The 13,165-nt window shown below is 59.5% G+C and carries 11 protein-coding genes and 1 tRNA gene; 6 read left to right on the plus strand and 6 right to left on the minus strand.

Annotated features, from left to right (window positions below):
* Positions 1–8: 8 nt before the first annotated feature.
* From NQ018_RS06650 to NQ018_RS06670, 5 genes are all read left to right on the plus strand, one after another.
* Positions 9–2,315 carry an ATP-dependent DNA helicase RecG gene (locus NQ018_RS06650; protein WP_257059795.1) on the plus strand — a complete coding sequence of 769 codons (2,307 nt, stop codon included), beginning with the start codon at positions 9–11 and terminating at the stop codon, positions 2,313–2,315.
* Positions 2,316–2,441: 126 nt separating this feature from the next.
* Positions 2,442–2,654: an acyl-CoA carboxylase biotin carboxyl carrier protein subunit gene (locus NQ018_RS06655; protein WP_257059798.1), complete on the plus strand. Its 213-nt coding sequence runs from the start codon at positions 2,442–2,444 to the stop codon at positions 2,652–2,654.
* Between the two features lie 3 nt (positions 2,655–2,657).
* Positions 2,658–3,293: a 16S rRNA (guanine(966)-N(2))-methyltransferase RsmD gene (gene rsmD, locus NQ018_RS06660; protein ID WP_257059801.1), complete on the plus strand. Its 636-nt coding sequence runs from the start codon at positions 2,658–2,660 to the stop codon at positions 3,291–3,293.
* Positions 3,290–3,778, plus strand: coding sequence for a pantetheine-phosphate adenylyltransferase (gene coaD / locus NQ018_RS06665; protein ID WP_257059804.1), 489 nt, complete (start codon positions 3,290–3,292; stop codon positions 3,776–3,778). The genes rsmD and coaD overlap by 4 nt, the downstream gene beginning before the upstream one ends.
* 56 nt (positions 3,779–3,834) lie before the next feature.
* On the plus strand, positions 3,835–4,578 hold the full coding sequence (locus NQ018_RS06670; protein WP_257059858.1) for a sulfite exporter TauE/SafE family protein: 744 nt from the start codon (positions 3,835–3,837) through the stop codon (positions 4,576–4,578).
* Positions 4,579–4,635: 57 nt separating this feature from the next.
* Here NQ018_RS06670 and NQ018_RS06675 read toward each other — a convergent pair whose 3' ends face one another.
* From NQ018_RS06675 to NQ018_RS06695, 5 genes are all read right to left on the minus strand, one after another.
* Complete coding sequence (locus tag NQ018_RS06675; RefSeq protein WP_306428966.1) at positions 4,636–5,403, minus strand: amino acid ABC transporter ATP-binding protein; 768 nt, start codon at positions 5,401–5,403, stop codon at positions 4,636–4,638.
* 6 nt (positions 5,404–5,409) lie between these two features.
* Positions 5,410–6,336, minus strand: coding sequence for an amino acid ABC transporter permease (locus tag NQ018_RS06680; protein ID WP_257059806.1), 927 nt, complete (start codon positions 6,334–6,336; stop codon positions 5,410–5,412).
* Positions 6,337–6,372: 36 nt separating this feature from the next.
* Positions 6,373–7,278, minus strand: a complete 906-nt coding sequence (locus NQ018_RS06685) for an ABC transporter substrate-binding protein (protein WP_257059809.1) — start codon at positions 7,276–7,278, stop codon at positions 6,373–6,375.
* A 139-nt stretch (positions 7,279–7,417) separates the two neighbouring features.
* Positions 7,418–8,335, minus strand: coding sequence for a DUF368 domain-containing protein (locus NQ018_RS06690; RefSeq protein WP_257059863.1), 918 nt, complete (start codon positions 8,333–8,335; stop codon positions 7,418–7,420).
* 391 nt (positions 8,336–8,726) lie between these two features.
* Positions 8,727–8,800: transfer RNA gene (locus NQ018_RS06695), tRNA-Leu, on the minus strand.
* A gap of 448 nt (positions 8,801–9,248) precedes the next feature.
* On the opposite strand from NQ018_RS06695, the gene polA reads away from it, so the two are divergent.
* A complete protein-coding gene (gene polA / locus NQ018_RS06700) occupies positions 9,249–11,954 on the plus strand; it encodes a DNA polymerase I (protein ID WP_257059865.1) in 2,706 nt (901 codons plus the stop codon).
* Here the strand turns inward: polA and NQ018_RS06705 are convergent.
* Positions 11,951–12,820, minus strand: coding sequence for a class I SAM-dependent methyltransferase (locus NQ018_RS06705; RefSeq protein WP_257059811.1), 870 nt, complete (start codon positions 12,818–12,820; stop codon positions 11,951–11,953). The two genes, polA and NQ018_RS06705, sit on opposite strands and share 4 nt — an antisense overlap.
* Between the last annotated feature and the right edge of the window lie 345 nt (positions 12,821–13,165).

Raw genomic sequence — 13,165 nt, forward strand, 5'->3', positions numbered from 1 at the left:
CTTTTACCATGAGCAGCACTCGCGGAAAACTCGCCCAAACAGGCAAGACGCCCAAGACACCCTCCGTAAAAGGAGCCCGGAGCAAGCTGACGCCACCTCCGCCGCCCGCAGGTCCCTGGGAAAACGCCACGCCGTTGCGTGAGGTGCTGCCCGAAAAAGAGGCGAAGGCCTTTGCCAAGGAGTTCGGGTACACCACCGTGGGCGAGTTGCTTATGCACGCGCCGCGGGCCTACGTTGCCCAAGGCCAGGTCCACGCCGCCGGGATGATCACGGAGGGGGAGGTGATCACCATCATCGGGGAGGTGGTACACACGAACCAGCGCACTGTGACCGCGCGCCATGGAAAGCAATCGGGGCGTCCGATGAAGCTCTACGAGGTCACCATTTTTGATGGATCGGCGCAGTTCAGCGCCACCTTCTTCAATGCGCATTGGATTCCCTCCATGTTGCCGCAAGGTTCAAGGGGAATGTTCACCGGCAAGGTGAAACTCTTTGGCCGGCAAGTGCAACTCCAACACCCCGACTACCTGGTGTTTCCCAGCGTTGATGAATCTACCGGTAAGGTGACACGGGCAAAAGGCTCCTCTGGCCTTTCTCACATGGCAAACGAGCTGCCCAGCGAGGAACTCGCGAACGTCCTGGCCAACTTGCCCTACATTCCCGTGTACCCGGCGAAAAAGGGCATGCCCTCCTGGCGGATATTCGCGGCCATCTACCAGGTGCTCCAAAATACCGACACCTTGCCAGACCCGATCGGCACGCACATCCCGCAAGGCCTGCCCGATTTTGATACCGCCGTGCGCCAGCTCCACCTCGCTCAGGAACCCGGCGCGTTCCATGCGGTGCAGCGGCTGAAATACAACGAGGCCCTCACCCTGAACTTGGTCATGGCGTTACGACGTGCCCAGGCGCAAACCCGCTCGGCGCCCATCTTGGCGGTTGCGGCAGGAGCGGCAGATGGGGCTTCGTCGGGCGTGGAGTCGGCGGGTGGGGAGTCGAGGTATGGGAAGCTCGCCGCTGCCTTGCCGTATGCCCTCACTGCAGGTCAGCAGAGGGTGTTAGCGGAGATTACCGCTGACCTGAGTTGTGAGCACCCCATGCAGCGTCTGCTGCAAGGTGAAGTTGGTTCCGGTAAGACCGTGGTGAGTGTGCTTGCTATGTTGCAGGCGGTGGATGCCGGATACCAATGCGCACTGCTTGCACCCACTGAGGTGCTGGCCCAGCAGCATGGCCATAGCATCCGCGCTCTGCTGGACCAGGCGGGGGTGCAGGCAAAGGTCACGGTTCTCACCGGGAGTTTGCCTGTGGTTGCAAAGCGTCAAGCGCTGTTGGATATTGTGTCCGGTGAAGCGCACATTGTGGTGGGCACTCATGCGCTGTTGCAAGAGGGAGTGGAGTTTTTCCGCCTGGGTTTCTGCGTGGTGGATGAGCAACACCGCTTCGGTGTGGAACAGCGTGACCACCTGCGCAACATGGGGCCCAATGGGCTGACCCCGCACCTGTTGGTGATGACGGCCACCCCGATTCCACGCACCATTGCCATCACGGCTTTTGGCGACCTCACCGTTTCCATCCTCAGCGAACTGCCGGGCGGCAGGAAACCGATCCAAACTCATGTGATCCAAGCGGGGAATACCAAGTGGGTGCAGCGCATGTGGGAACGCACCCGCGAGGAAATCCAGCAAGGCCGCCAAGCCTATGTGGTCTGCCCCAGGATCCAGGGCGAAGGAGGGGTGGAGGAGACCAAGCTCCAGCTTCAACACGGTGAGCTCAAAGGCCTCAAGGTGGCGATGTTGCACGGCGGCATGCATCCAGAGGACAAAGACGCCATCATGGCCCAGTTCGCAGCCGGCATGATTGACGTGCTGGTTTCCACCACCGTGATTGAGGTGGGCATTGACGTCCCGAACGCCACAGTGATGATCATTACCGAACCCGAACAGTTTGGCATCTCCCAGCTCCACCAGCTCCGAGGGCGCGTGGGCCGCGGCGGCAATGCTTCACTGTGCTTTCTTTACACCGATCGCAGCGTGGAGGAGCCGAGCTTTAGCCGCTTGCAGGCGGTGGCGGAGACGAATGATGGCTTTGCCCTCGCGGAATTGGACCTCAGTGTGCGCCAAGAGGGCAACGTCTTGGGTGTCAGCCAATCTGGGGTTGCTCGTACCACGCGCTTCCTCAAGCTCACCCAAGATCGGGAGCTGGTGGAGCGAGCGCACCAGGATGCGGATCGGCTTGCCTCGCAGGACCCGGGGCTCGCCGCTGCGCTGGTGGAGGGCATCGAGCTGCATCTGCAGGAGTACTTGGATAAATCCTAGCGACAAAACCTCGCGACAAGTCCCTGCGCAGCTTCCCGCGTGCGGCGGTGATGGGTGGGCGTGCTGGCGGCGTCGGTAATGGGTGGGGCGTGCCCTCGCACGCGCTGCTTGCGCTAAGGTAGACCCATGAAAATTTGCGCCCCTTTTGCAGGCATTGTGCACTACAAAGTTGCCGCCGGAGACAGGGTTGAGACCGGCCAGGAGCTCGCATCTGTAGAGGCAATTAAGCTTGAAGCCCCGCTGCTGGCGCCAGGACCGGGGGTGGTGGACGAGCTGCATGTGGCCGATTTTTCGGACGTGATCGGCGGCGACGCTCTGATCACACTCAGGGAGGTCTAAACCATGGGGCAAACTCGTGTGATTTCTGGTGAAGCCCGCGGCCGCAAACTAAAGGTGCCCGAACACGGCACCAGGCCTACCTCGGATCGGGCGAAAGAGGGCCTGTTTTCTTCGCTCGCTGTACGCTTTGGGTTCCAGGATTTCCGCGTCTTGGACCTCTTCGCAGGGTCGGGTGCGCTGGGGCTTGAGGCCGCGAGCCGCGGGGCTGCAACCGTGGTGCTGGTGGAAAACAACCCCAAAGCAGTGGCGGTGATCCGGCACAACGCGCAGGTAGTTGGCCACCCCGACGTGCGAATCGAGGAGATGAAGGCCTCCACCTACCTGGCAACCGCGCCCAAAGAATACTTTGACATGGTGCTTGCGGACCCACCTTATGAACTCGCGGATGAGGCGGTAGCAGAAATGGTGCGGGCGCTGCTGCCAACGCTTGCCGACGGCGCCGCCGTGGTCATCGAACGCCACCGAGACAGCGCCGAAACAGCGTGGCCCGAATGCCTGGTACCCACAACCCAGAAGCTCAAGAAGCGCACCTTCGGTATCGCACGGATGGACATGGCCGTATTCCACAAGGATTTGTGGGATGCCCAAAACTCCGGCGTCCAGGGTAGCGATGGTGTTGAAGAAGGTGAAGAGGGATGAAACGCGCAATCTGCCCGGGGTCCTTTGACCCAGTGACCATGGGGCACCTGAACATTTTTGAACGTGCAGCCGCGCAATATGATGAGGTGACGGTGTTGGTTACCGCCAATCCAAACAAGCACACCGGCATGTTTACCCTGGACGAGCGAGTACAGATGATCACCGAGGCGACCGCTCACCTAAGTAACGTCAAGGTGGACAATTGGCACGGTTTGTTGGTGGATTACACCACCGCGCATAGCATTGATGCGATTGTGAAGGGCCTGCGCTCGTCCTTGGACTACGAATACGAGCTGCCAATGGCGCAAATGAACAACCGCCTTTCCGGCATTGACACCATCTTCTTGCTCACTGACCCGCGCTTTGGCTACCTTTCCTCCACACTGTGGAAAGAAGTGGTGAAGTACGGCGGAGACGTGACCGGGATGGTGCCGGATTCAGTGAACCGGATGCTCGCGAAGAAACAGGCTGAACAAGCTGGATAGTTGGGGTGGTGGACTGGGCTGCCTGGGTTGACCAGTTAGCGGCAGGAGGCGTGACGATGCTGGAAATCCTCGTGGTGTTCTGTGCTGTTGCCGTTGGATCCTGCATGCAAAGGGTATCCGGCATGGGCCTGGGTCTGCTCGCCGCACCCGTATTAGCAATGCTCATGGGCCCTGTTGAGGGTGTGATGGTGGTAAATCTGTTGGCCACCATCAACGCCGTGCTCACCACGTTCACGGTGAAACACTACGTTGATTGGAAGGCATTTGGCGCAATAGCCTCGGTGCTCTGGCTCGGCGCTCTCCCGGCGGTACTGCTAATCAATCACATGCCGGGGGCGTGGCTGCAGTTAATCGTGGGGGCGCTTTTGCTCATCGCCCTCGGTGGGGTGGTGTTTGGGGCACGGCACCTGCCCGCCATTCGTGGAACCATTCCGATGCTTGCAGCTGGAACCGTGGGCGGGTTTATGAACACGCTCGCTGGAGTGGCGGGGCCAGCGATCACGGTCTACGCCCAAGCAAGCGGTTGGGAACAGCGCAGCTTCGCGGCCACCTTACAGCCCATCTTTGTGGTTGCCGGTCTGGTTTCATTCTGCGCTAAGCTGCTCGGCGGCTCTGGCGGGGTAGCAAACACCAGCGCTTGGGTGTGGGCCGCAGGGATTGCAGCAATGATGATCGGGATTGCACTCGGCGGCAAACTGGCCACAAAAATATCCCGAGAGTCCGCTCGCAAAGCCGCACTGGCTTGTGCCTTTGCTGGTGGCGCCACCGTTACAGTGCGCGGGATTCTCGGGATTTTCTAACTGCTGCGCGCTTGGAGGGGCGGTGTGTGCCCCACCCTCGCAGCGGGAACGAACGTGCTACAGCAAGCTGGAAAGGAACGCCTTGGTGCGCTCGTGGCGCGGATTATCAATCACTTGCGCCGGGGTGCCTTCCTCAACTACCACGCCGCCGTCCATGAACACCACTTTGTCTGCTACCTCTCGGGCGAAGCCGATTTCGTGGGTGACCACCAGCATGGTCATGCCTTCCTGGGCGAGTTCACGCATCACGCGCAGCACCTCAGAGACGAGTTCTGGGTCAAGTGCGGAGGTCGGCTCGTCGAAAAGCATGAGCTTGGGATCCATAGCAACCGCACGCGCGATTGCCACGCGCTGTTGCTGACCGCCGGAAAGCTGCGCCGGGTACGCCTCCGCCTTGTGCGCGAGCCCCACCTGGGCAAGGAGCTGCTCGGCTCGTGCGCGCGCCTGCGCCTCCGGGACCTTCTTCACATGCACCGGCGCCTCAATAATGTTTTCCAAGGCAGTGCGGTGTGGGAAGAGGTTGAAGTTTTGGAACACCATGCCAATGTCCGAGCGCTGGCGGGAGGCTTCCTTCTCCGAGATTTCATAGAGGACGCCGTCGCGCTCACGATAGCCGATCAGCTCGCCGTCCACGTACAAGCGACCAGCAGTGACCTTCTCCAAGTGGTTGACGCAGCGCAGCAGGGTGGATTTGCCGGAACCGGAAGGGCCAATCAAGCAGGTGACGCTGCCCTTTGGCACCTGGAGGTCGATGCCTTTGAGAACCTCAAGTTGGCCAAAACTCTTGCAGACTTGCTGGGCGTCAATCATCAAATGATTGCTCATGGTGCGTTACGCATCCTTTCCTGGGCGAGGAGGTTCCGGGACAACCTGGACGTTTTTCGGCAAAGCTCCCTCAGCGTCAGCCAATGCCGCGAGCTGGCGGGCCGTGAGCTCCCTAGTGGCACCTTTTTCAAAGTATTTTTCCAGGTAGTGCTGACCAACCATAAGCAGGGAAGTAATTGCCAAGTACCACGTTGCCGCCACCAACAACAGCGGTACGGGGTCAAAGAGCGCGGCGGCAATGTCCATAGAACGGCCATAGAGCTCGGCGGTGTAGGGAATCGCCACAACAAGGGAGGTGGTCTTCAACATGGAGATGAACTCGTTACCGGTAGGCGGCACAATAATACGCATGGCCTGCGGCAACACTGTGCGGCGCATGGTCATCCACCAGCTCATGCCCAGTGCCTTTGAGGCCTCCGTTTGTCCCTCTGGCACCGCCTGGATGCCGGAGCGCACGATCTCAGCCATGTACGCGGCTTCGTTGAGGCCCAAACCGATCACGGCCAGGAAGAACATGTTGGAAAGCAGGTCCTCAACAGAAAACTCCGCGAAGCCCACGTTGATGGTCTGATAAATGGAGCCGAGCAGGCCCCAGAACACCAACTGCACATACACCGGGGTACCGCGGAATACCCACAGGTAGACCCAGGAAACACTGCGCAGCACGGGGTTGGGGGACATGCGCATCACAGAAACGACGCACCCAAGCACCACACCAATCACCATTGCCAGGACAGTCAAGGCCAGAGTGTGCATGGCGGCGGTAGCGATGCGGGTGTCAAAGAGGTATTGGCGGTAGGTATCCCAGCCATAGGCCTCGTTAGTTGCAGCAGAAATCACGAACCACGCAGACAGCGCGAGGATAATCGCCGCGGAAAGCACCCTGCCTGGGTGGCGCAGGGGCTTCGCCTCGATTGGCTTGGGTTGTGTCATGTTGAATCCTTTATGGTGTGGTCTTTGCGGTTGCGCTTAACGCTGGTTGTAGGGGACTTCATTGATGAGCGCTTGATCCAGTAGCCCCTCAGTGATGCCCCATTGGTCCATGATGCGGGCATAGTCACCGGTCTCAATAAGGTGCTGCATCGCAGCCGCAAGGGCAGGGCCGAGCGGGGAGTCCTTGGGAACCGCAATCCCATACGGTGCGGCATCAAAAATTTCGCCGGTGGTGGTGAGCTTGCCGTCGGCACGCTCAATGGCATAGCCGAGGACCGGGGAGTCCGCGGAGAAAGCATCGGCGCGGCCGAGCACGAGGGCCGTGGCTGCTTGGTCCGAGGTTTCGTAGGAGAGGACCTCGATTGGTTCCTTGCCCTGATCTATGCACTCTTGGCTGAGTGGGCGGACGTCGTCAGTTTCAGACACCGTGGTGCGCTGCACCGCGACAGTAAGGCCACACGCATCCTCCCGGCTCACAGGAGGATCCTCTACGCGCTGCCCCCACTGGATGCCCGCGTAGAGGGTGTTGATGAAGTCGTAGTTCTTCCGGCGTTCCTCGTTGTCCGTAAAACCGGACACACCCATATCAACGGTGCCGCCGGAAAGCGCGGGAAGGATCAAGGAAAAGTCCTGCTCCAGGGGTGTAAACTCCAGTCCCATTACCGACGCCAACGCGCGGGCGAGATCCATCTCGGCGCCAATGATCGCGCCGTCTGAGCTCTTGAACTCGAATGGCGCAAACGGAGGGTTGGTGCCGCCGCTGATCACTCCACGCTGAGCAATCGACTCAGGGACCATTGCCGCGATCTCCGGCACAGCCGCCGGCGAGATTTCCACCCAACCATCCGGATGGCCCTGCTCTTCATTGGTGACGCATGCGGACAAACCCACCGCCAGCGTGGCCGCGAGCAGCGCAGAGCACGCCTTTTGTGCAAATCTCATGCTAAGTACCATACAAGCTGCTCAAGAGCATTGAGTAACCGACAGGCTGTGGGGCCGGATCTGCCTATGCAGAGCACCGGCCTGCTTCAGAAGCAGGCCGGTGTTTTGGGGGACGTGGGTGAGGGGACTGTGTGCCGCCTTAATCCTGCAGCGTGTGGTTTGCTGGGGCGGCTGCCTCGCTGTGGTTGCGCTTCTTGGTCAGTGCCTCTGCGAGCATCACGACACCGACGATTGCAGCACCGAGAAGCACGATCATGATGATCCAGCCGAGGTTGTCACCTGGGGAAAGCAGGTTTGCGTTCCCGTCTTGCCACGGCCACAGTGCGCGCAGGGAACCGAGCATGAGGCCCGCCATCGTTGCCAGGGTAAGGGTACGGTGCTTGGTCATCATGTGATCCAACACTTTGATGAACAGTGCGATACCGGTTGCAGCACCAAGCACGAACACAATAATTACCGGCACGTTACGCTCAGAAACCGCCTGCATGATGGGGGCGTAGAGACCCAGGGCGAGGAGCAGGAAGGAGCCAGAAACGCCTGGCAGCACCAGCGCACAGACGGCGATGGCAGCGGCGAAGTAGATGACAACGAGCGAAGGGTCCGTCTTTTCTGCAGAGGTAAAGCCAGTGCCAAAGAAGGTGAGCAGTGCAAACCCAATGAATAGCAGAATTGCCATAACCTTGTGCTTCTGGAAGTCCGCCGGGTCAATCATGCGCAGCGGTACCAAGATGGAAATAGCCACCATGCCGAGGAAGAGCGCGCGGGCAGTTTCCGGGCTGTTCTCCACAAATGAGTGCATCACGGAGGAGAAGGTGAACACGGTCAATACCATGCCAACGCCCACGCAGGCGAGGAAGAGCCATTCGACGTGGCCTGCAGCCTTTTTCACCTTGGAACGGTCGGTGAGCGCGAACTTCACCGTGCGAAGCAGTGCGTTGCCGTTGTGGATAGCACGCTCGTAGATACCTACCACCAAAGCGACGGTGCCGCCGGACACACCCGGAACCAGCTCAGCCAAGCCAATTAGGCCGCCGAACACGACGTATAGCAGGTTCATCAGTGGGTTTTTGTGCTGCTTTGGTGCAGCGGAGGTTGGGGAGGTTGGGGAGGTTGCAGTCATAAAGTCCAAACTTCTGCTTAGGGAATTGGCGCCTGCGTTGTGTACGCCGTGTATTGCAGCCAATTCCGACGGGGCGCCCGAGTGCGGCGCCAGAAAACTCAAAGGTGCAGTGTACTCCATGAGCTTGGGGGAACCCGGATAGGTGGCGGGTGTTGGGCCAGCTATTGTCTTGGACGCTTTATTGGCGGGCATGCTGGTTAAAGTTCCGCGGCGGCTATTCCACGACAATTGCACGACCTGCTTGATTGTTCTGGTCTCGGTGCTACGGTTTCTTGAAAAACAAAACCCCTCCCACCTGCATGTTTGCAAGTAGAAGGGGTTGAAAATGTGCCCCTGGTGAGACTCGAACTCACACTGGACGGGTTTTGAATCCGTTGCCTCTGCCAATTGGGCTACAGGGGCGCTGGCGCAAAGTCTAGCGCAAGGTATTCCTGGTTTCCTAATCCTGCGCTCACCTGCGATGCGAGTGGTGTCTGGCTCCTTGGGAACGGTGCGCTTGGCTGAGGTTGCGCACTATCTCTCGCGGCATACTCGGGCTGGCTAGCTCCGCTAGATGCGAGGGGGCCAGGTTCGGGTGTTGTTTTGGGCGTTGGTCGATAGCCGAAAGTCGATAGCCCGTGGCGTTGGTCCATAGGACCCCGGGTTTTGGGGAAAATCGGGTCCTATCGACTTTTATCTATCGACCAACGCGTCCTATCGACCAACGCGCCAGCGCGCACGGAGCGTATTGCGCCAGCAGCGTAACACCGGACGGCCCTAAAGTCCTCCCAAACCCGTTCAATCAACGTTCGGGCCGACAGCTACACTGGTGCGCGTGACTTCCAACAGCACTTCCAATAGCAATCGTCTCATGCTCATCGACGGCCACTCCATGGCCTTCCGCGCGTTCTTCGCTCTGCCGGCAGAAAACTTTTCTACCTCGGGTGGCCAGTCCACCAATGCGGTGTATGGATTCCTATCAATGCTCGCAACGTTGCTGGTAGATGAGCAGCCAAGCCATGTTGCGGTGGCGTTTGACGTGGGGCGGCAAACCTTCCGCTCGGAAATGTTCCCTGACTATAAGGCCCAACGTGAGGCAACTCCGCCCGAGTTTAAGGGCCAGGTTGGCTTAATCAAGGAAGTGCTCGAGCAATTGGGCATTGTGACCTTGGAAAAAGAAAACTTCGAGGCCGATGACATCATCGCAACCCTGGCCACCCAAGCAAAACCGCTCGGCTTTGAAACGTTGATCGTCACCGGAGACCGCGATTCTTTCCAGTTGGTCAATGATTCCACCACCGTGCTCTACCCGATGCGCGGAGTATCTGTCTTGCACCGCTTCACCCCGGAAGCAGTGGAAGAAAAATACGGCCTTACCCCAGCGCAGTACCCCGAATTTGCAGCGCTGCGTGGCGACCCATCCGATAACCTCCCAAGCGTCCCTGGCGTGGGGGAGAAGACCGCCACCAAGTGGATTGTCCAATATGGAACCTTGGAGGCCCTGCTTGAGCATGCGGAGGAAATCAAGGGCAAGGTTGGCATTTCCCTTCGTGAGCGCATTGAACAGGTGCGGATGAACCGCAAGCTCACAGAGATGATCAAAGACCTGGAGCTGCCCTATTCCCCTGATCAACTCGAGCTGCGCCCTGCGGACCTGCAGGGTGTGACAGAGCAATTTGACCGCCTGGAATTTGGTGTGAACCTGCGCGAACGCGTCATCGCGGCCGTGGGGGCACAAGCCGAAACGCCGGTGGAAATCCAGGCTGAAGTCCAGATCACGGTGGATTCAGAGCCCTTGGACAAGTGGCTAGCGGGCCGCGGTGAGAACGGGGTTGCTGTGGTTGTGCGGGGCGTCGGAACGCCTGCTCAGGGCGACGCGCAAGCGGTGGCGCTGCTGGATTCCGAACGCCACGCAAAGGCCGTGGATCTGGGGGAGATCACTCCGGAGGAGGAGCAGGCGCTCGCGCAGTGGCTTGCAAGTGCCGCTCCAAAGTTCTTCCACCATGCAAAGCCCACGATCCATATGCTTCTGGGCAGGGGATTTGCGTTGGGTGGGCTCGCGCAAGATACCTCGATTGCCGCGTACTTGCTTCGCCCCGGGCAACGCACCTACGAGCTTAAGGACGTCTACCAGCGTCACCTGCAGCGCCCACTTCCAGGTCAGGGAGCCGCGCAAGCAGGGGATACCAGCGGTTCTGGGGAAAAAGCAGAGCAGTTGAGTTTGCTCGACATTGCTGGGCACGAGGGTGCAGGGCTGGGCGCGGATGAGCTCGCGGCAATGATCGACGAAGCCGCCGCGGTCATGGACCTTGCGGAAGCGCTGACGGAACAGTTGCAGGCGATTGACTCCTTTGCGCTGTACCAGGATTTGGAATTGCCGCTCGTGGGGATCCTCGCTCGCATGGAACACGTGGGCATTCAGGTGAATGCGGCAACGCTTGAGGAGCAGCTCGAAACGTTTAAGGCGCAGGTCGCACAGGCGGAAGCTGAAGCGCGGGCACTGGTGGGGGATGAAAGCCTCAACCTGTCTAGCCCCAAGCAGCTCCAGACCGTGCTCTTTGACACGCTCGCGCTGCCCAAAACCAAGAAAACTAAGACCGGTTATTCCACCGCCGCCAAGGAAATCGAGGTGCTTGCGGAAAAGCACCCCCATCCTTTCTTGGATCATTTGCTCGCTCACCGCGAGTACCAAAAGATGAAAACCACCCTGGAAGGCCTTTTGAAGGCAATCGGTCCCGACGGCCGAATCCACACCACCTTCAACCAGACGGTTGCATCTACCGGGCGCTTGAGCTCCACTGACCCGAACCTGCAAAACATCCCCGTGCGAACGGAAGCGGGCCGCAAGATTCGTTCCGCATTTGAAGTGGGTCAAGGCTACGAAACGCTGCTCACCGCGGACTACTCGCAGATTGAAATGCGCGTCATGGCGCACCTTTCCGCCGATCAAGGCTTGGTGGAGGCATATCGGGAAGGTGAAGACCTGCACAACTACGTTGGATCCAAAGTCTTTGACGTACCGGTGGACCAAGTGACGCCGGAATTACGCCGCCGAGTAAAGGCCATGAGCTACGGGCTTGTGTATGGCCTCTCCGCGTTTGGCCTCTCCCAACAACTGGGAATCCCAGCAGGTGAAGCCAAGCAGATCATGGAAAACTACTTTGAGCGATTCGGCGGAGTGAAACGCTACCTCGATGAAGTAGTAGAACAAGCCCGCAAGGACGGATACACCCAAACCCTCTTCGGGCGCCGCAGGTACCTGCCGGAACTCAACTCTGACAACCGCGTAGCTCGCGAAAACGCCGAGCGGGCAGCACTCAACGCGCCGATTCAGGGGACCGCTGCAGACATAATTAAGGTGGCCATGATTCGGGTGGACCAAGCATTCACCGAGGCCAAGCTGCAGTCCAGGGTGCTGCTGCAAGTTCACGACGAACTCGTGGTTGAAGTTGCCCCTGGTGAGCTCGAGCGGACCCAGGAAATCCTGGAACGCGAAATGGATCAAGCCATCAGCCTTGATGTTCCGCTGGAGGTGTCCGCGGGTGCCGGAGTGAACTGGGACGAAGCGGCTCACTAGGCCTGGCAGCAAAAAATCGCCGTACCGGGGAACAGGGCACCACGCTGCGGGGACCACTGGCCCCAGGTCTCTGTCAGGTCATTCGGCCAAGTGGGTTCCAGGACATTCATCAATTCGAACCCGGAATCGCGGATTGTCCTGATCCACTCTCCGAACGTGCGGTGATACTCGGCATACAGAATCTCTCCGGACTCGCTGGTTTCCACGTACTCGGTATCAAAGTAGGAATAGCTTGCGGTGAGAGCGGTGGGGTCGTCGGGAAACACCCAGCGCATAGGGTGTGTCACGGAGAACACCCACCGGCCGCCCGGCACCAAGACCCGGTGAATATCTGCCATTACAGCCTGCACATCCGGGACAAAAGGCAATGCGCCAAACGCAGAAAAGGCGATGTCAAAGGCGTTGTCCCGAAACGGCAACGCCTGCGCATCGGCTTGTAACAACACCGCCTCACTCGGTGGGGCGTAGCCGAGCATGCCGCGGGAAATGTCAAAGCCAACCACAGTGGCTCCGGTACCCGCCAACTCATTGGCCAGCCAAGCGCTGCAAGCCGCCTGGCCGCAGCCCACCTCTAGGATGCGTTTCCCGGCGGCGTTGCCAAGCAGGCGAGCGTCCTTTTCGCTGAGCATCTCCGGGCACCAGTAGAATCCATCCAGGTAGTGCGCGTGTTCGCTCACGTACCGCGCGGCATCCGAATCCCACCAGTTCTGGTTGGCTTGCGCTGCTAGCCGCCCACGATGGTCCTCACGGCCCACGCTGGCACCAGCGGGGAAGCCACTGGGCACAGCGGTAGGCGGCTGCTCACTCGGTGATGTGGGTGGTGATGGGGGAGAAGGTTGTGCAGTTGATTGCTGCTCGGCGCTCATAAGGGCTCAGCCTAGTCCGCCTAGTCCGCCTAGTCCGCTGCCTCGGCGCGGTGTGAAGAAAGGCAGGAGGCTGAGGCGGTGGCGTCGGTAGGGCAGCGCCAGCGTTGCGTGGTGAAAAATCCGCAACACGCCCGCACTGATACCTTGATTACGCTGCGGAAAGGGCGTAGAGTTTGCAAGGCGTGCCGTTTTTGCGCGGGGTCTGGCCTAGCTGTAGGACGGGCCAAGCCCCTGGGTAAATGAACCAAATCCGCCAATGAGCTGTGCTTTTGCGCGCCATTGCCAGGTTTGTGGAGGCATCTCAAGCAAATTGTCCATCAACTATTCCTACGCATTTCGGAGCAT

The organism is Corynebacterium kozikiae (assembly GCF_024580965.1).
GTDB classification, from domain to species: domain Bacteria; phylum Actinomycetota; class Actinomycetes; order Mycobacteriales; family Mycobacteriaceae; genus Corynebacterium; species Corynebacterium kozikiae.